The sequence below is a fragment of the Mycoplana sp. 10N416 genome (assembly GCF_056394765.1).
In genome coordinates, this window is the sequence record NZ_JBFTIM010000001.1 from 864,126 (window position 1) to 882,423 (window position 18,298).

Below are 18,298 nucleotides of genomic sequence, written 5' to 3' on the forward strand. Positions count from 1 at the left end.
AGCTTCCCATACGGAGGAACAAGATGAAAATCGGTTTCAATACGGACGGATTCGGACACGTTCCGACCGAAAAATGCCTCGACCAGGCCGCAGAGCTTGGCATTACGAATGTCGAGTTCGGCATGGGCGGATGGTCGAGCGCGCCACACGTCAACATTGCCGAACTGCTCGTCAGTTCTGCAGCGCGCGATCAACTGCTCGGCAAGGTGAGGGATCGCAGCCTCGAAATCTCGGCGTTGAACTGTTCGGGAAACCAGTTGCATCCCGGAGAAACCGGTTCGAGCGACAGCCAACTGGCCTACCACACGGTGGAACTTGCGGCACTGCTCGGCGTCGGGCGCGTAGTGATGATGTCGGGCCTCCCCGCTGCTCCCGGCGATAACCATCCCAACTGGATCACATCATCATGGCCGTTAGAGGCGATGGATATCCTGGAATGGCAATGGAAGGAGCGAATCCTGCCATGGTGGCGGGCGTTTGCATCCGCGGCCGAGAAAAAGGGTATACGCATCTGCGTCGAACAACATGGGCGGCAGGCCGTTTACAATTCGGAGAGTTTTTTTCGATTGAGCGAGGTCGTGGGGCCTACAGTCGGCGTCAACTTCGACCCGTCGCACCTCATCTGGATGGGTGGCGATCCGGTTTCCGCCATCCATGAACTGGGTTCCAGCATCTACCATGTGCACGGCAAGGATGCGCGGGTAGAGCCCCAGTCACGCATCAACGGATTGCTGGACACCAAGCCTGTCGTGCCTGTCCGCGGCCGTTTCTGGAACTATGTTTCGCTCGGTCACGGCACTCCCGTCAGGGCCTGGCTTGAAATCGTTCGAGCGCTGCGCGCTGTCGGTTACGACGATGTCATCTCGATCGAGAATGAGGACTATTCTCTTGATGCGATGGAAGCGGTCTCGACCTCGGTTTCCGCACTCAAATTCTGCATCGCTGAGAGCGCGAAGGACACGCCCTGAAGCCGAAAGCCTCGACGCAACGTGGGTGAAGCAGGCCCCATCGAGCGAGACATGGTTGTGATGGCATTTGCATGTGCTGCACCGCCGTTGTACCGTGCAGTACTGATAGGTCTCACATTTTAACCCGTTGCACGAGTAGCCGGGATCATGGACCTTGCCCTCGCCCTTGGCCTGATCGCCTTCAAGGTCGCGCTGCTGATCGCGATCCTGCTGTTGCTGCCCTTGCCGCTGACCTGGCTGGAACGCAAGATCGCCGGGCGTATCCAACAGCGGATGGGGCCGATGCGCGTGGGCTGGCACGGGCTGCTGCAGCCGGTGGCGGACGGCATCAAGCTCTTGACCAAGGAGGACCACATCCCGGCCGAGGCGGACCGCTTCCTGTTCAAGCTCGCGCCGATCCTGGCGCTCGCTCCGCCCTTCGTGGTGTTCGTCGCCATTCCCTTCGGCGAGGACATCTCGGTCCTCGGCCACGACATCTCGCTCTATGCCTCGAACATGAACGTGGCGCTCCTCTTCGTCTTCGCGGTGATCGGCATCGAGGTCTATGGCGTGATCTTCGGCGGCTGGGCAGCCAACAGCAAATACGCCGTCCTCGGCAGCTTAAGGACCTGCGCGCAGATGATCAGCTACGAGATCCCGATGGGGTTTGCGGTGATTGGCGTGGTGATGATGGCGCAGTCCATGAGCCTGCTCGAGATCGTGCGGGCGCAGGCCGACGTCTGGAACATCGTCTACCAGCCAGTCGGTTTCCTCGTGTTCTTCGTCGCCGGGCTGGCCGAAGCACAGCGCATCCCCTTTGACCTGGCGGAAGCGGAAGGCGACCTAGGAGCCGGCTTCCATACCGAATACAGCGGCATCCGTTTCGCCTTCTTCATGGTCAGCGAATACGTCATCATGGTGCTGGTATCGGTCCTGGTGGTGATCCTGTTCTTCGGCGGCTGGAATGGCGTGCTGATCCCGCTGCCGCCGCTCCTCTGGTTCATGCTGAAAGTTGCGTTCTTCGTCTACCTGTTCATGTTGTTTCGCTTCACCTTTCCCCGCTACCGCTACGACCAGTTGATGGCGATCGGCTGGAAAGTCTTGCTTCCCCTGTCGTTGGCGAACATAATTATCACTGGTGTTGTCATCTCTTAGGAGCCGCAGCGGCTCCGCAGCGGGGCGGCGATGTCGCGTGCACTGAACAGGGCCGGAACTTGGATCGGCTGGGCGTTTTTCGCTGATCTGGCGAGCGGCCTCGCGCTGACCTTCGGCTATATGTTCTCCCGGCCCGTGACCATGCAGTATCCGGACAAGGAGAAATGGCTACCCTACTCGCGTTACCGCGGCCATCACTTTCTGAAGCGTGACGAAGAAGGCGAGATCAAGTGCGTGGCCTGCGAACTTTGCGCGAAGATCTGTCCCTGCGACTGTATCGAAGTCGTCCCCTACGAGGATGAGAACGGCCAGCGCCATCCGGCAAAGTTTGAGATCGACACGGCCCGCTGCCTGTTCTGCGGGCTCTGCGAGGATGCCTGCCCGGCGGATGCGATTGCGCTCGGCCAGCAGTACGAATTCTCCACCTTCTCCTCGCGCGACCTCGTCATCGGGCGCGACGACCTGCTCGCCAAGCCGGGCAAGGCGATGACCGGTGGCGGGGTGGTCGCCGCACGCCTGAACACTGAGCAGGAGGTCCGGGTCGAGGCGAGCGAGCCACGCGGCTACAACTGGTGGCGGAATATCAGACGTACGTGAACGCGCGCCAGTCTCGAGCCGGGCGCGCAGACAGGAGGCTCAGATGCTGGTCTACCAGATCTTGAAGGGCAAATCGCCCGAGGTCATCTCGGTCACGCCGAATCACACGATGCTGGAGGTACTGCGGCTGTTTCGGGACAACAACATCGGCTTCGTGATCGTCGGCCGTTCCCCGGGAGAATGCCTGGGAACGGTATCAGAACGTGACTGCTGCAATGCCGTCGCCAAATACGGAACCGAGGCGCCCTTGATGCGGGTTGCCGACATCATGAACCTCAGCGTACCGACCTGTTCGGCACATGATGTGCTGCCGGTGGCGATGGCCATCATGACCGAGCGGCGCACGCGTCACGTGCTGGTCATGGATGGTGACGCCCTTGCCGGAATTGTCAGCGTCGGCGACGTCGTCAAGCACAGGCTCGAGGAAGCCATGCGCACCGAGCAGGACCTGCACGATTACATCTCCGGCACCCACTACCACTGACGAGCGCCGCACCGCTCAAGGCGAGCCGGCGGCCGTGCCCTGGCCGAAACTCTCGGACTCCCCTCCGATGCCTGTGGCCGGGGCAGTTCCCACGGCGAGGGACGCAGCCCTGTCGACCTCCACCGGGCATGGATACTCGCCTCGCCGCATCAGGCTGTTGAGCCGCAGCGCCCGGTAGTTTTCCGGAATGAACACGAGGCCGTCCGGAAAGCGCCTGTTGACCCTGAGCTTCGCCGTCAGTTCTCCCTGGGCGGAGCGGACAACCACCTGATCGCCGTCCGACAGACCCCGGTGCGCGGCGTCTTGCGCAGCCATCTCGACATAAGGGTCGTCGGCGACGGTGTTCAGGATTTCCGAGTGCTCGGTAAGATAGCCGTTGTGGAACAGGCCGTTGCCGGTGATCAGCATCGGCCGGTCGGCTGCGATGGCCGCAGGCGGAGGGGCGAAGAACGCATCGACCCGCGCCGCCGGGGTCGCTCTCGTAAACGCGCCGTCGAGCCCAAGTTCGTCTCCCGTCAGGTCCCGATAGGCTGGAACCAGCCGGGCAATCTCGTCGAAGATCCCGCCCGTCGCTGATGGCCGCAGCGTTTGGCCGCGGGCCGCCGCGACGAGGTCGAAGATCGCCAGATTGTCCCGCGCCGCGAAGGGCAGTTCGCGGAATTTGCGCACCGTTTGAATCCGGCCCTCGTTGTTGGTGAACGTGCCCGCCTCCTCGCCGTAGCCCGCCGCCGGCAGGACGACATCGGCCAAGCCGGTCGTCTCCGTAAGGAAGGCGTCCTGCACGATGAGCAGATCGGCGGACCCGAGCGCCCGCTGCACGAACGCCCGGTCGGGATAGGACATCAGCGGGTCGCTGCCGACGATGTAGAGCGCGCCCATTTGCCCCCTGTCGCAGAGGTCCAGCATCGCGCCGAAATCGGCTCCCGGTTCGGACGAGATGTCGCCGCCCCAGACCACGCAGAAGGGCGCGCGCACCGCATCATCGGCGACCGGCCGCAGCCCCGGCAGCGCCGCAGGCAGAACCCCCATGTCCCAGGCGCCGAGCTGGTTGGCGCGGTCGAAGAGGAACTGCATCGCAACTTGCTTGCCGAGCGTGCGCAGGATCTGCAGGAGGTTGCTGAGCTGTTGCAACGTCACCCGCGCTTCCGGCGACCTCAGGAGATCGACGCCGACAAGCAGGGTAGCGCTCGCGCTTTCCATTAGCGCGGTGGCCAGCCGGCCCATGTCGTCACTGCCGGTGGCCGCCGTTTCGCCGGCTGTCGCGCCGACGGCCATAAGAAAATCGCCCGGCAATGCCTGACTGGCCGTCGCCACGAGGCCGGCCACCACCGCGCCGATGCCCGCCGCTTCGCCGCCCGGAGACGCACGAACCACCGCCCGGGCGTCGGCGTCGAGGCGGGATGGCCGCACCGAGAGCATCAGCAGCCGGGTTCCCCGCCGTCGCGCGGCATCGCGCAGCAGGTATTCGGTGACCGGGTTCTCCTCGGTCACGTTGCCGCCGACGACAAGCACACAGTCGTTGCCGAGCACCTCTTCGAGTGGCGCGCGGCTGTAGTAACCGGCCAGTAGCGGTGCCAACGTGTCGACCGGCGTCGACCAGCGCGACGAGCAGTCGATGCTGTTGGTGGAAAACACCGTCCGCATCAGCTTCTGGAACTGATAGAGCACCTCGTTGGGCAGGCGCGGCGAGGCGAGGCCGCCTGCGGACTTGCCCTCGGCGGCAGATAGCCGCTGGCGCAGATAATCGCCCGCCTCCTCCCAGGAGACCGGCACCAGCGCGCCGTCACGCCGGATCATCGGCCGCTTGATGCGATCCGAGCTCTCGATGAAGTCGAGGCCGAAGCGGCCGCGCACGCAGAGCGTTTCGCGGTTGACGCCATACTCCTGCTTGGAGCGGACCCGCATGAACTCGCCCTTGCGCGCGCCCACGGTCAGCTGGCAGCCGGTACCGCAATGCGGGCAGATCGTGTCGGTCTCGGCCAGGTCCCAGGGGCGCGCCTTGTAGCGATAGGGGAAGCTCATCAGCGCGCCGACCGGGCAGACCTCGACGCAATTGCCGCACTGGTCGCAGCTGGCAAGGCTGCCCTCGAAGCCGGTGACGGCGGTATCCATGCCCTTCTCGACCGTGCCGAGCGCGACCGCGCCGACGACCTCTTCGCACATCCGTACGCAGCGCTGACACTGGATGCAGCGGTTGACGTTCATGATGATGACCGGGCTGAGGCGGATGTCCTTGGAGTGGAAGACCCGCTTCTCATCGCGGAACCGGCTTTCGCGCGGCCCGTAGGCCATCACCATGTCCTGAAGCTCGCACTCGCCGCCCTTGTCGCAGATCGGGCAGTCGAGCGGGTGGTTGGCGAGCAGCATGTCGAGCATGGACGAGCGCGTCTCCTCGATCAGCGGCGTGTTCGTCCGCACGACCATGCCGTCCATGACGACCGTTGCGCAGGATGGCTGCAGCCGCCGCTGCCCCTCGATCTCCACCAGGCACATGCGGCACGAGGCCAGCGCCGGCAGCCGCTTCATGTAGCAGAAGGTCGGGATGGCGATGCCCAGGCGCTCGGCGGCCTGCAACACCGTGGAGCCGGCCTCGACGTCCAGCGTCTGCCCATCGATCGTGATGCTAGCCATGGTTCCTCGCAGTCATCTGCTTCAAGCTTTTGTTTTATGCGTGTCCTTGTCCCGAAACGGCTGCACACTTTCGGGAGACATGCGTCAGCACTCCTTCAGTGGAACGGGCAGCGCCGTTCCTCGATATGGGCGACGAATTCGTCGCGGAAATGTTTCAGCGCCGCCCGCAATCCCATCGCCGCACCATCGCCGAGAGCGCAGAAGGTGTTGCCGAAAATGCCCTTGCAGAGCATGTCCAACTGCTCCAGGTCGCCCGGCGCGCCGTCCCCGGCCTCGATCCGGCGCATCACTTTCACGGCCCAGTTCAATCCTTCCCGGCACGGCGTGCACTTGCCGCAGGACTCATGGTGGAAGAACTCGACGATCCTGGTGGCGACCTTGACCATGCAGGTCGTGTCGTCGATCACGACGACGCCGGCCGAGCCGAGCATGGAGCCGGCGGCAGCCAGCGAGTCGAAGTCCATCCCGACCTCCAGCCCGCTCGCCGGGATCACCGGCGCCGAGACCCCGCCCGGTATCACCGCCTTGATTCTGCGCCCCGGCAGCGGGCCGCCGGCGTGCTCCTCCACCAGTTCGCGCAAGGGGATGCCCATCGGCAGTTCGTAGAGGCCGGGTCTGCGCACCTGGCCGCTGACACAGTAGAGTTTCGGGCCGGGGCTCTTGTCCGGACCGATGTCGCGGAACCACTCCGCTCCCCGCATCACGATATGCGGTACGCAGGCGATCGTCTCGACATTGTTGATCACCGTCGGGCTGGCGTAGAGGCCGGCGACGGCCGGGAACGGCGGCTTCAGGCGCGGCTGCGCCCGCCTGCCCTCCAGCGACTCCAGCATCGCCGTCTCCTCGCCGCAGATATAGGCGCCGGCGCCGCAATGGATGTGGATCGTGAAATCGAAGTCCGTGCCGAGAATACCGGTTCCCAGATAACCCTTCGCGTGCGCCTCGGCGATCGCCTGCTCGAGGCGGCGGATCGCGGTCACATATTCGCCGCGGACATAGACATAGGCGGTCCTGGCCCCGATCGCATAGGCGCTGACCGCCAGCCCTTCGACAAGCTGGTGCGGATCGCGCTCCATGATGATCCGGTCCTTGAAGGTGCCGGGCTCACCCTCGTCGGCGTTGCAGCACAGATATTTTTCCTTGTCGGCCCGCTTCGGCACAAAACTCCACTTCATGCCCGTCGGGAAGCCGGCGCCGCCGCGGCCGCGCAGGTTGGATTGCTTGACGACCTCGACGACCGCGTCCGGCGTGTGCTCGCGCAGCACCTTCGCCAGCGCCTGGTAACCGCCGCCGGCCTCGTAGGTCGACAGCAGGTGACCGTCCGGCAGGTCGATGTTCTTGAGGAGAACCGGCTCGAACATGGCGCTATTCTCCCGGCGATGGCGCAGATGCGGGCTCTAGGCTCTCGACCCGCCGCGCCGAAGCCCGCAGGCTGTCCAGCAGCGCGTCCAGCCGCGTGACATCGAGATTGCCGTGATAGTCGTCGCCGACCTGCATCACCGGCGCCATCTCGCAGGCCCCGAGGCACTCGACGGTGGCAAGCGTGAACAGCCCGTCGGGAGTGGTCTCGCCCGTCCTAATCCCCAGCACCGTTTCCATGTGCTTGAGCAGCCGCTCGGCCCCGCACAGCATGCACGAAAGATTGTCACAGAGCTGCAGGTGGAACCGGCCGACCGGCTCGGTGTGGAAGAGCGTGTAGAAGGTCGCCAGCTCGTAGACCCAGATCCGCTCGACCCCGAGGATGTCGGCGACCTCTTCCAGCACCGGGCCGGGCAGATGGCCATGCTCCTTCTGCGCGATCAGCAGCGCCGGCATGATCGCCGAGCGCCGGTCGGGATACCGCGCCGCGGCCGTCTCGATCTGTTCGCGCATGCCCATCGAGTCCGAACCTCCTCTACTTGTCCACCTCCGCCATCACCGGGTCGAGGCTGCCGAGCACGGCGATCATGTCGGCCAGGTAGCGGGCGTTGCTCACCCCGAACAGCCCCTGCAGATTGACGAAGGACGGGGCCCGCACCTTCATGCGGAACGGCTTCGGCGAGCCGTCGCTGATGATGTAGAAGCCGAGTTCGCCCTTCGGCGCCTCGATCGCCGAATAGACCTCGCCCTTGGGCACCTTGAAGCCGTAGGCCGACAGGTCGAAATGCTGGATCAGCGCCTCCATCGAGCAGTGCACGCGTTCCTTGTCCACCGGGAAGGCGATCGTCGGCATGTCGACCAGGAAAGGCCCTTCGGGCATCTGGTCGAGGCATTGCTCGATGAGCCGGATGCTTTCGCGCATCTCGTCGACCCGGCAGCGCCAGCGCGCATAGCAATCGCCCTCAGTTCGGGTGACGACCTTGAAATCGAGCCGGCCGTAGATCTCGTAGGGCTCGTCGCGCCGGATGTCCCAGTCGACTCCGGAGGCGCGCAGGTTCGGGCCGCTCAGGCCGAGATCGATGGCGTCCTCGCCGGTGATGATGCCGACCCCTTGCGTGCGCTTCAGGAACACCCGGTTGGTTTCGAGCAATTTCTCATAGTCGCGGATCCGGTTCGGGAAGATGTCGCAGAACTCCCGGATCTTGGGCAGGAAGCCGTCGGGCAGGTCCTCGCGCACGCCGCCGACCCTGCAGAAGGACGTGTGCATGCGCGCGCCGGTAATCATTTCCAGAAGGTCCATGATCATTTCGCGCTCACGCATGACATAGAGCAGCGCGGTCATGGCGCCGAGGTCCATCGGCAGGGCGCCGGTGATCAGCAGGTGACCGGAAATCCGCGCCAGCTCGGCCATCAGCACGCGGATGTATTGCGCGCGGATCGGCGCCTCGATTCCGAGGAGCTTCTCCACCGCCAGCGCAAACGCCAGGTTGTTCGAAGGCGGGCACAGATAGTCGAGCCGGTCCGTCAGCGGGAAAATCTGGGTATAGGTGAAGCTCTCCGCCAGCTTCTCGGTGCCGCGGTGGAGGTAGCCGATATGCGGGTCGACGCGCTCGACATACTCGCCGTCCAGTTCGAGCACGAGCCGGAGCACCCCATGGGTGCTGGGGTGCTGCGGGCCGAGGTTGAGAAGCACTTCCTTGGTATTGAGCGCTTCGCCCTCCGGCCTGTCGAGTTCGGTGACTTCGGTCATTTCAATGCTCCGGCGTCAAACGGCCTCCTTGCGGAATGTCCCTGGTGGCGAGATCGGGCTGCGTCGGTGGCGGCCCCTCGGCGCCGAAGGGGTTCAGCTTGTCCCTGTAGCCGCGCAGGGGGAAATCCTTGCGCTGCGGAAAGCCCTCAAAACCCTCCCACATGTAGATGCGGCGCAGGTCGGGATGGCCCTCGAAGAGGATCCCGTACATGTCCCAGGCCTCGCGCTCGTGCCAGTTGGCGGTGCGCCAGACACAAGTGACCGAGGGGACCTGCGGGGGATCGCCGAGCCGGCACTTGATGCGGACCCGCCACTTGTTCGGAAGCGAATAGAGATGGTAGACCGCCTCGAACCGCGGCGTCTCTGGATAGTGATCGACCCCGCAGATGTCCGAGAGGAAATTGAATTGCAGGGCCGGATGCTCCTTCAGGAACCGGCAGAACTCGACGAGCGTCTCAGGGGGAACGGCAAAGACATCAATGCCGTGCGCGGCGCCGAGATCCTCGATCGCTGCCCCGAAGCGCTCCATGATCGGGGCGCGGTCAAGAGGCGGCCCCCCGCTCATGACGCCACCATTCGATCCAGAGGCGTCCCGGCCAAGGCGCGGGACCTCTTGATCTTTTCTTGAAGCAGCAGGAAGCCGTGCATCAGCGCCTCGGGCCGCGGCGGACAGCCGGGCACGTGCACGTCGACGGGGACGAAGGTTTCCGACCCCTGCACCACCGCATAGGTGTTGTAGACGCCGCCGGAAATCGCGCAGGTGCCCATGGCGATCACCCAGCGCGGTTCCGGCATCTGGTCATAGAGCCGGCGCACGACGGGGGCGAACTTGCGGGTCACGGTGCCGGCGATAATCATCACGTCGGACTGTCGGGGCGAGGGGCGGAACACCACGCCGAAGCGGTCGAGATCGTAGCGCGCGCAGCCGGCGGAGATCATCTCGATGGCGCAGCAGGCAATGCCGAAGGTCTCGGGCCACAAGGCCGAACTCCGGCTCCAGTTGATGACGCTTTCGGCCGTGGTGAACAGGACGCTGTCCTGGATGGCGTTGCCTACTCCTCCCATTCCAGCGCTCCCTTCAGCCAGGCGTAGGCGAAGCCCACGAGCAGCAGCAGCATGAAGACGAACATCTCGACATAGCCGACCGGTCCGATCTCCTTCAGGACGACGGCCCAGGGGAAGAGGAACATCGCCTCGACGTCGAAGACCACCAGCAGGATGGCGAGGATGAAGAACGGCACCCGGAAGCGGCCGCCGGCGGCCTCACCCGCAGCATCCATGCCGCATTCGTAGGGCGCGTTCTTTTCCCGGTAGGGATTGGACGGGCGCAGCAGCGAGGAGACGAACATGGTCCCCCCGGCCACCAGCACGATTCCGGCGACCATGAAAAGAACCGGCAGGAACTCCATCGCAGTCATATCGGCCACCCACGAAAGGGGCTTGCTCAAGCCGAACGCCACCGGGGCCATAACGCCGTCGCCCCGAAGAGCGACTTGGGTAATCCTTTGAACTGGCAGTCTATTCCGTCGCGCGAATCATTGCAAACCCGTCAGCCGCCGAACACCGATTGTTGAGCGAGCCGCAGGAACCAGGCCGGAAACAGGCCGATGCCGATGGTGCCGGCGGCAGTGATCGCGAGCGTGGCGCCGACCATCGGCGTTATCGCCGGTTCGAACGCCCGCTTCGGCTCGTGCATGTAGATCAGCATGACGATGCGAATGTAGAAGTAGGCGGCGGCGGCGCTCAGGAGCACGGCGATGACCGCCAGCAGGACAAAGCCCCGCTCGACGAGGGCGACCAGCACGTAGAACTTGGCGAAGAACCCGGCCGTCGGCGGGATGCCCGCCAGCGAAAACAGATAAAGCAGCATCAAGAGCGCCAGCACCGGATGTGGCCTGGCGAAGCCGGCATAGTCCTCGATGACCTCGCCCGAGAAATCGCCGCTGCGCATCATGATGACGGCGCCGAAAATGCCGAGATTCATGAAGGCGTAGATCAGCAGGTAGAGCATCACGCTGGCGATCCCGTCCGCGCCGCCGGCGACGACGCCGAACAGGGCGAAGCCGGCATGGGCGATGCTGGAATAGGCCAGCAGGCGCTTGAAGTTGTCCTGTACCAGCGCCACGAAACTACCGAGCGCCATCGTCGCCACGGCAATGACCGCGACGACGATCCAGGCGTTGGAGGTCGCGACCAGCGGGTTGAGGAACACCCGCAGGATCACCGCGAAGCCGGCGGCCTTGGGGCCTACCGACATGAAGGCGGTGATCGTCGTCGGCGCGCCTTCGTAGACATCCGGCAGCCACATGTGGAACGGCACCGCGCCGACCTTGAAGACCAGGCCGGCGACGATGAAGACCACTGCCAGCAGCAAGCCGGGGTCGACCGGCTCGCCGGTCACCGCCGCGGCCATGGCATCCAGTTGGGTGGTGCCGGTGAGCCCGTAGACCAGCGACACGCCGTAAAGGAAGATCGCTGTCGAGACGGCGCCGAGGATCACATATTTCAGCGCCGCCTCGTTCGAACGCCGCTTCCGCCGCAAAAAGCCGGTCAGCACATAGGTGCAGAGCACCGTCAGCTCAAGGCCGACATAGATCGACAGCAGGTCGGTCGCCGAAGCCATGATCATCATGCCCGAGAGGGTGAAGAGCAGCAGCACGTAGTATTCGCTGCTGCCGATCCCCTCGATGTCGGCATATTTGCGCGACAGCAGGAACGTCAGGAGGGTGGCCAGGTAGAAAATGAGCTTGAAGTAGACCGAGAAACGGTCGGCGATGAACATGCCGGCATAGGCCGGCCCGGCCTCGCCCGCCGGCATCAGCGTCAACAGGGCGGCGAGCGCCACCACCGCGACGGAAGCCCAGAGCAGGAAATCCTCCCGGCCCTTTCGTACCAGCTCGCCGAGGATCAGCAGGATGCAGGCCCCGGTGACCACGACGATCTCGGGGAGGCTCGCGAGCGCCGACTGGTAGAGCGCAGCGGCGTTCATTGGCCGCCCCCCTCACCGTGCACCTGCACGAGCAGGTGCCTCACCGAGGCGTCGATGATGGCGAGAAAGGGCTTCGGATAGAGCCCGACCCACAGCACGAAGACGGCCAGCGGCAGGATCGCAGCCATCTCGCGGGCGTTGACGTCGCGGATCTTGTATCTTGCGCCGGCGGTCGCCGGGCCGAGCGCGACCCTGCCATACATGCCGAGCAGATAGGCTGCGCCCAGCAGCGCACCCAAAACAGCGACGGCGCCGAGTGCCAGGTTGGCGGCGAATCCGCCGGAAAGCACCAGCAGTTCGCCGACGAATGCGTTCGTCCCCGGCAATGCCATCGACGACAGCGTGAACAGCGCCAGAAACGAGGTGTAGACCGGCGCCAGCTTCATCAGCCCGCCATAGTCGGCGATGCTGCGCGTATGCGTCCGCTCGTAGATCAGGCCGACGAACAAAAACAGCGCCCCGGTCGTCACGCCATGATTGAACATCTGCAGGATGCCGCCCTGGAGCCCACGGAGGTTCAGCGAGAAGATCCCCAGCGTCACGAAGCCCATGTGGCTGATGCTGGAATAGGCCACCAGCTTCTTCAGGTCGTCCTGCGCCAGCGCCAGCAACCCGCCATAGACGATTGCAAGCACCGACAGCGCCAGCATCAGCGTCGCGTGATGCAGTGTCGCCTCCGGCAGCATCGGCAGCGAGAAGCGCAGGAACCCGTAGGCGCCCATCTTCAGGAGCACGCCGGCGAGGATGATGCTGCCAGCCGTCGGCGCTTGCACATGGGCGTCCGGCAGCCAGGTATGGACCGGGACCATCGGCACCTTGACGGCAAAGGCGATCAGGAAGGCGAAGAACAGCCAGGACTGGACAGAGAACGGCAGGTGCTGCGCCGTCAGGGCGAGGATGTCGAAGGTCTTGCCGCCCTGCAAATAGAGGACGATGACACCGACTAGGAACAGCAGGCTGCCCGCCAGCGTGTAGAGGAAGAACTTGAAGGCCGCATAGACCCGTCCCTCGCCGCCCCAGACGCCGATGATCAGGTACATCGGAATCAGCATCGCCTCCCAGCAGACGTAGAACAGGAACAGGTCGAGGGCGCAGAACACCCCGAGCATCAGCGCCTGCATGGCAAGCAGGCTGACCATGAATGCCTTCACTCTGCGGTCGATCGCGGCCCAGGAGGCGAGCACGCAGACCGTGCCCAACAGCGCCGTCAGGAACACGAAGAGCGCGCTGATGCCGTCGACACCCAGCGAAAAGGTGATCCCGAGCGCCGGCACCCACGGGCGCCTCTCGACGAACTGCATCTCATGCGTGGTGGTGTCGAAGCCGGCGAGCATGGCGATGCAGAACGCGAGATCGAGGACCGTGACGGCGAGCGCCGTCCATCGCACCGCATCGTCGCTGCGAAGAAACATCAGGACCGCTGCCCCGGCGATGGGCACGAAGACGATGAGGCTGAGCAGCGGCAATCCCATCGCGCCCCCTACTGCCACACCACGGCGAAGACGACGACGGCGGCGATGACGCCGGCGATCATCGCCAGCGCGTATTGGGTGACGACACCGGTCTGGAGCCGCCGCAGCGCCCCGCCGCCGCGCAGAATCGAGCGGGCGACGCCGTTCACGACGCCGTCCACGCCGGAGAGGTCGATCCGCAGCCCCGTGCGTGCCGCCCCGTGCAGGAAGGGCAGCGCCACCGTCTCCGACACGCTGCTCACCGCCTGCTCGTAGCGCGCCAGCGGCCGCTCGGCGAGCCACATGAAGGCGCGCGCGCCCTTGCGGTAGAACCAGTCGGTGTCGAGGCTGATGGTGTTCTCGGGGTCGAGCGCCTTGAGGAACAGCACGAACCCGAGGGCCGTGAACATCAGCAGGCCGAGGCTCTCCGTGACGTGCTGGCCGGTATAGGGCTCGAAGTCGACGGGATAGGGCAGAAGCGCATAGAGCGGCTGCGGGAACACGCCGATCGCAATGCAGAGCACCGCCGCCATGCCCATCGCCACCAGCATGTTGCGCGGCGGCTCGCGCGCCTGAATGTTCCGGTCGGTGCCGAAGAACATGTAATAGGGGAGCTTGAGCCCGGTGTGCAGGAACGTCCCCGACGATGCCATCGTCAGCGCCAGCATCACCAGCGCTCGATGATCCTCCCCGGCAGCGGCGATCACCATCGACTTGGTGACGAAGCCGGAGAAGAACGGAAAGGCCGAGATCGCAAACGCGCCGACCATATAGAGCGCCACCGTCAGCGGCATCGCCTTGTAGAGCCCGCCAAGCTCGGTCAGCTTGCGACGGCCGGTGACGTAGATCACCGCCCCCGCCCCCATGAACAACAGCGCCTTGTAGAGTATGTGCGCAAAGGCGTGGCTGGCGGCCCCGTTCACCGCCATCTCGGTGCCGATGCCGATGCCGGCCACCATGTAGCCGACCTGGCTGACGATATGATAGGCGAGCAGTCGCCGGCAGTCGTTTTCCAGCACCGCATAGATGACCCCGTAGATCGCCATGACCGTTCCGAGCCAGACCAGCAGGTCAGTGCCCGAAAACGCCCGCGCAAGCACGTAGACGGCGGTCTTGGTGGTAAACGCGCTCATGAACACTGCGCCTGTGACGGTCGCCTCCGGATAAGCGTCGGTCAGCCAGGCGTTGAGCGGCGGCACCGCCGCATTCAGCAGGAAGCCGGCCAGAATCAGATAGGCTCCGACGCCCATCGGCGCTTCGATCGGACCGAACAGCATCGATCCGGTGCCGAGTCCGTGCAGGATGATGCCGCCGAACAGGACGAGCCCGCCGGTGATATGGACCAGCAGGTAACGGAACCCGGCGCGGATCGCCGGCCCGCCGCCCTGCGCGAAGACCAGGTAGGCTGAGGCGAAGGCCATACCTTCCCAGAACAGGTAGAGGGTCAGGTAATCGCCGGCAAAGACCACGCCGAGCGCGCTGCCGACATAGACGAATGCCGCCACGTGCTGGCCGGCCTCCGTCACGTGCAGCGCATAGACCATGCCGATCAGCGCCATGAGGGTGAAGACGGTGGCGAAGACGATGCTCAGCTTGTCGACCTTGGCGATCAGGATGTCCTGCGCGAGGAAGTTCGCCGCGCCGTAGCTGCCCGGCTGCATGGCCAGCACGGCGAGGATCGCCAGCGCCGGGACCAGCAGCAGATAGGCCTTGCGGATCGATCCCTTCAGAAACGGGATCGGGAGGGCGCCGGCGATGAGGAGCAGGCCGGGATGGACAAACTCAGTCATAGTAATCCTCGCGCCGCATCAGCCCGACCCGATGGCCGAGGAACTTGGAAACGAAGATGAGAGCGACGCAGGAAAAAAAGCCGTAGGCGGCCGACCAGCCCGGCAGCCGCTCCCACAGGTATTCGGCGTGTTCCCGCGGTACGATGAAGTCGGCGAGGACGATCAGGACGAGCACCAGGTAGAACAGCCTCCGGCGCTGCCGCGCATAGGCCGCGTCCCCGAAGAAATCGACGACGCGCCGGATCATCGCACCACTCCGTCCGCCAGGGTAAGGAAATAGCCGGGGAAGATGCCCATCAGCACCGACAGGGCGGCGGTGGCGACCAGCGGGACCGTGACCAGGGGGATCTCGCGGACCGGCGGCCGGCCGTCGTCGGCCTCAGGCTCGAAGAAGGCGATATAGCTGACCGGCAGGAAATAGGCGGCGTTCAGGACCGAGCTCACCAGCAGCACCGTCAGGAATGCCACCTGTCCCGCGTCTGCCGACCCCTGCACCAGATACCATTTGCTCACGAAGCCCGCGGTCGGGGGAATGCCGATCATGCTCAGCGAGGCGACGAAAAAGGCGCCCATCGTCCAGGGCAGCCGGCGGCCGATGCCGGCCATGTCGCTGATGTTCCGCTTTCCGGAGGCGCAATAGATCGACCCGGCGCAGAAGAACAGCGTGATCTTGGAGAAGGCGTGCGCCGCTATGTGGATGATGCCGCCGACCATCGCCACCGGCGACAGCAGCACCGCGCCGAGCACGATGTAGGAGAGCTGGCTGACCGTCGAATAGGCAAGCCGGGCCTTCAGGTCGTCCCGGGTCAGGGCATAGACCGACGCCATCAGGATCGTGAACGACACCAGGTAGGCCGTGGCGATGCCCAGTCCCAGTTGCGCGATAAGCCCGACGCCGAAGACATCGAACACCATCCGCAGCACGCAGAACACGCCCATCTTGACGACGGCCACGGCATGCAGCAGCGCGCTGACCGGCGTCGGCGCCACCATCGCGGCCGGCAGCCAGGCGTGCATCGGCATCACCGCAGCCTTGGCAAAGCCGAACAGGTAGCAGAAATAGACGACCGTCAGCAGCGCCGGCGCGGCGTCGGCATTCGCCAGAAGCCCGCCCGCCACGAAGTCGAGCGATCCCGCGATCTGGTACGTCAGCGCCAATGCCGCGAGAAGCACGCTCTTCGAGGCGCCCATCAGATAGACGAGGTACTTGCGGCTGCCGCGCCACGCCTCCTCGTCCTCGTGATGATAGACGAGCGGATAAGTGACGAGGCTCAGCACCTCGTAGAAGATCACCAGCGTGAACAGATTGGCGGAAAAGGCGCCCCCGACGGCGGCCGCGAGGCTGGTGGCGAAGCAGGCAAAGAAGCGGGTCTGCGCGTGCTCGTTGAGGTGCCGCATGTAGCCGATCGAATAGATCGCAGCGAGAATCCACAGCAGCGAGGAGACGGTGGCGAACACCATGCCGAGCGCATCAGCCCGGAAGGCGAAATCGACGCCCGGCAGGATCTCGAACAGGCGCAGTTCGACGCTGCCGCCGGAAAGCACCGTGGGCGCCATCGAGACGACGATCGCAAACAGCACGACGGCAGCGAGCGGCGAGACGAGATCGCGCAGCCGCTCGCGGTCGTGCAGAAGGAGAACGGCGAGAGCCGCCAGACCGGGGACGGCGACGGCAAGCAGCGGCCGGATCGAGATCGCCGGGTCCAAGCCGCTATCCTTTCATGATGGTCACGTCGTCGACCTTGAGGGTGGGCTTGTTCCTCACGAGGGCGACCAGGATGCCGAGGGCGACGGCGACTTCCGCGGCGGTGATGGCGATGACAAAGATCGCAAAAATCTGCCCGCGGAAGTCGTCGTATTGACGACCGAACGCGATGAAGTTGATGTTGACGGAATTGAGCATAAGCTCCAGCGACATCAACACGACCAGGATGTTGCGCCTGAGCAACACCCCTGCCGCGCCGATCACGAACAGGACCACCCCAAGCAAGACATACCAGGAGAGCGGAACCATCATCCCGGCTCCTTCCGTGCCAGCACGATGGCACCGACCAGCGCCACCAGCAGAATGACGGAGGCCGCCTCGAACGGCAGGAGATAGTCGGCGAAAAGCGTCGTGCTGAGCCGTCTGATCTGGTCGCCGCCGCTCGCGACGACCGGTTCGGTGACCGAAAAGCGCTCGCTCCAGAACACCAGCACGGCCATCTCGACGCCGAGCAGGACGAGCAGCACCAGCGCCGGCAGGTTTCCGCCCGGCAGGAACCGCTGCAACACCGCCTCGCGCACGTCGACCATCATGATCACGAACAGGAACAGGACCATGATCGCGCCGACATAGACGAAGATCTGGATGACCGCGAGCAGCGGCGCCTCGAGCAGGACGAAGATCGCGGAGACCTGCAGAAAGCACGCCATCAGCGCGAGCGCGCTATGGACCGGATTGCGCGCCAGAACAACCGTCAGGGCCGTGATCACGGCCACCGCAGCGAACAGAAGAAAAAACCCCTGATCCATCGACGCCGGCCCTCCCACGCGAACTGTCACTCGGCGCGAGATGGCCGGATTAGCGATAGTTCCGCACTTCAGGGTGCATGCACAAATTGTGCCTTACTACGGGATCTTTCACAAGATTATTGTCACCACCGGCATAAGATCAGAGCATCCGGATGGCTCTACGGTCGCATCAACAGGTCGCGACACGACCTAGATTTCAATAGCTACGAAGGCGACAGTATCGATCTGGCGGCGATCGTCGCGAATTGGCAGCTCTCAGGAGATCAGGCATGCAAGTCCATCGGGACGCAGGCGTTCCACAAGACGGCGGATCCGCTTCGCCAGGCTCGCCAGTGGCCCGCTGTTCCGTCGTGTCACGGGCCAGGGCAAGAATGTCGGCCGCGACCGTTTGCATGACCAGGAGGTGGCCCGCCTCGTCAAGAAAACGGCGCTGACCGCCGGCGTCCGCGGCGAGCTGTCCGAGGCGGAACGCAGCCAGAAATTTGCCGGCCATTCGCTGCGCGCCGGCCTCGCCTCCGCGGCGGAGGTCGATGAGCGCCACGTCCAGAAGCAGCTCGGCCATGCCTCGGCGGAGATGACCCGCCGCTACCAGCGCCGCCGCGATCGCTTCCGCGTCAACCTCACCAAGGGA

The 18,298-nt window shown here is 64.6% G+C and carries 18 protein-coding genes and 1 pseudogene; 5 read left to right on the plus strand and 14 right to left on the minus strand.

The features are described from left to right. The first annotated feature begins 23 nt into the window (after positions 1 to 23). The 4 genes from AC1DDS_RS04125 (at position 24) to AC1DDS_RS04140 (ending at position 3,183) form a co-directional block, all read left to right on the plus strand. Complete coding sequence (locus tag AC1DDS_RS04125; protein ID WP_477477703.1) at positions 24 to 968, plus strand: sugar phosphate isomerase/epimerase family protein; 945 nt, start codon at positions 24 to 26, stop codon at positions 966 to 968. A 147-nt stretch (positions 969 to 1,115) separates the two neighbouring features. After that, entirely contained in the window at positions 1,116 to 2,102 is a 987-nt protein-coding gene (gene nuoH / locus AC1DDS_RS04130) for an NADH-quinone oxidoreductase subunit NuoH (protein ID WP_477477704.1), read from the plus strand. A 30-nt stretch (positions 2,103 to 2,132) separates the two neighbouring features. Beyond that, the gene (locus AC1DDS_RS04135) at positions 2,133 to 2,699 is read left to right on the plus strand and encodes an NADH-quinone oxidoreductase subunit I (protein ID WP_477477705.1); all 567 of its coding nucleotides are present in this window, start codon (positions 2,133 to 2,135) and stop codon (positions 2,697 to 2,699) included. Positions 2,700 to 2,742: 43 nt separating this feature from the next. Then, the gene (locus AC1DDS_RS04140; protein WP_477477706.1) at positions 2,743 to 3,183 is read left to right on the plus strand and encodes a CBS domain-containing protein; all 441 of its coding nucleotides are present in this window, start codon (positions 2,743 to 2,745) and stop codon (positions 3,181 to 3,183) included. 15 nt (positions 3,184 to 3,198) lie between these two features. On the opposite strand, the gene nuoG is transcribed toward AC1DDS_RS04140, so the two are convergent. The 14 genes from nuoG to AC1DDS_RS04210 all read right to left on the minus strand — a co-directional run bounded on the left by nuoG (position 3,199) and on the right by AC1DDS_RS04210 (position 17,667). Next, positions 3,199 to 5,814, minus strand: a complete 2,616-nt coding sequence (gene nuoG / locus AC1DDS_RS04145; protein WP_477477707.1) for an NADH-quinone oxidoreductase subunit NuoG — start codon at positions 5,812 to 5,814, stop codon at positions 3,199 to 3,201. Between the two features lie 95 nt (positions 5,815 to 5,909). Continuing rightward, positions 5,910 to 7,175, minus strand: a complete 1,266-nt coding sequence (gene nuoF / locus AC1DDS_RS04150; RefSeq protein WP_477477708.1) for an NADH-quinone oxidoreductase subunit NuoF — start codon at positions 7,173 to 7,175, stop codon at positions 5,910 to 5,912. A gap of 4 nt (positions 7,176 to 7,179) precedes the next feature. After that, positions 7,180 to 7,692 (minus strand): NADH-quinone oxidoreductase subunit NuoE, encoded by a 513-nt coding sequence (nuoE, locus tag AC1DDS_RS04155; RefSeq protein ID WP_477477709.1) that lies wholly within the window; start codon positions 7,690 to 7,692, stop codon positions 7,180 to 7,182. Between the two features lie 16 nt (positions 7,693 to 7,708). After that, positions 7,709 to 8,923, minus strand: coding sequence for an NADH dehydrogenase (quinone) subunit D (gene nuoD / locus AC1DDS_RS04160; protein ID WP_477477710.1), 1,215 nt, complete (start codon positions 8,921 to 8,923; stop codon positions 7,709 to 7,711). 1 nt (position 8,924) lies between these two features. After that, positions 8,925 to 9,488, minus strand: a complete 564-nt coding sequence (locus tag AC1DDS_RS04165; RefSeq protein ID WP_477477711.1) for an NADH-quinone oxidoreductase subunit C — start codon at positions 9,486 to 9,488, stop codon at positions 8,925 to 8,927. Then, positions 9,485 to 9,988, minus strand: a complete 504-nt coding sequence (locus tag AC1DDS_RS04170) for a NuoB/complex I 20 kDa subunit family protein (RefSeq protein ID WP_477477712.1) — start codon at positions 9,986 to 9,988, stop codon at positions 9,485 to 9,487. The genes AC1DDS_RS04165 and AC1DDS_RS04170 overlap by 4 nt, the downstream gene beginning before the upstream one ends. Continuing rightward, positions 9,976 to 10,341 (minus strand): NADH-quinone oxidoreductase subunit A, encoded by a 366-nt coding sequence (locus AC1DDS_RS04175; RefSeq protein WP_477477763.1) that lies wholly within the window; start codon positions 10,339 to 10,341, stop codon positions 9,976 to 9,978. Before AC1DDS_RS04175 ends, AC1DDS_RS04170 begins: the two co-directional genes overlap by 13 nt. 131 nt (positions 10,342 to 10,472) lie before the next feature. Continuing rightward, positions 10,473 to 11,912 (minus strand): NADH-quinone oxidoreductase subunit N, encoded by a 1,440-nt coding sequence (locus tag AC1DDS_RS04180; RefSeq protein WP_477477713.1) that lies wholly within the window; start codon positions 11,910 to 11,912, stop codon positions 10,473 to 10,475. Further along, on the minus strand, positions 11,909 to 13,384 hold the full coding sequence (locus AC1DDS_RS04185; RefSeq protein ID WP_477477714.1) for an NADH-quinone oxidoreductase subunit M: 1,476 nt from the start codon (positions 13,382 to 13,384) through the stop codon (positions 11,909 to 11,911). The genes AC1DDS_RS04180 and AC1DDS_RS04185 overlap by 4 nt, the downstream gene beginning before the upstream one ends. An 8-nt stretch (positions 13,385 to 13,392) precedes the next feature. Beyond that, positions 13,393 to 15,153, minus strand: coding sequence for a Na(+)/H(+) antiporter subunit D (locus AC1DDS_RS04190; RefSeq protein WP_477477715.1), 1,761 nt, complete (start codon positions 15,151 to 15,153; stop codon positions 13,393 to 13,395). Continuing rightward, positions 15,146 to 15,400, minus strand: coding sequence for a hypothetical protein (locus AC1DDS_RS04195; protein ID WP_477477716.1), 255 nt, complete (start codon positions 15,398 to 15,400; stop codon positions 15,146 to 15,148). Before AC1DDS_RS04195 ends, AC1DDS_RS04190 begins: the two co-directional genes overlap by 8 nt. Beyond that, on the minus strand, positions 15,397 to 16,860 hold the full coding sequence (locus AC1DDS_RS04200; RefSeq protein WP_477477717.1) for a monovalent cation/H+ antiporter subunit D family protein: 1,464 nt from the start codon (positions 16,858 to 16,860) through the stop codon (positions 15,397 to 15,399). The genes AC1DDS_RS04195 and AC1DDS_RS04200 overlap by 4 nt, the downstream gene beginning before the upstream one ends. A 4-nt stretch (positions 16,861 to 16,864) precedes the next feature. Then, positions 16,865 to 17,167, minus strand: a complete 303-nt coding sequence (gene nuoK, locus AC1DDS_RS04205; RefSeq protein WP_477477764.1) for an NADH-quinone oxidoreductase subunit NuoK — start codon at positions 17,165 to 17,167, stop codon at positions 16,865 to 16,867. Beyond that, positions 17,167 to 17,667, minus strand: coding sequence for an NADH-quinone oxidoreductase subunit J family protein (locus AC1DDS_RS04210; RefSeq protein ID WP_477477718.1), 501 nt, complete (start codon positions 17,665 to 17,667; stop codon positions 17,167 to 17,169). Before AC1DDS_RS04210 ends, nuoK begins: the two co-directional genes overlap by 1 nt. 310 nt (positions 17,668 to 17,977) lie before the next feature. Here AC1DDS_RS04210 and AC1DDS_RS04215 point away from each other — a divergent pair. Then, positions 17,978 to 18,295 (plus strand): annotated as a pseudogene (locus AC1DDS_RS04215) (tyrosine-type recombinase/integrase); the annotation flags it as partial. Positions 18,296 to 18,298 lie beyond the last annotated feature (3 nt).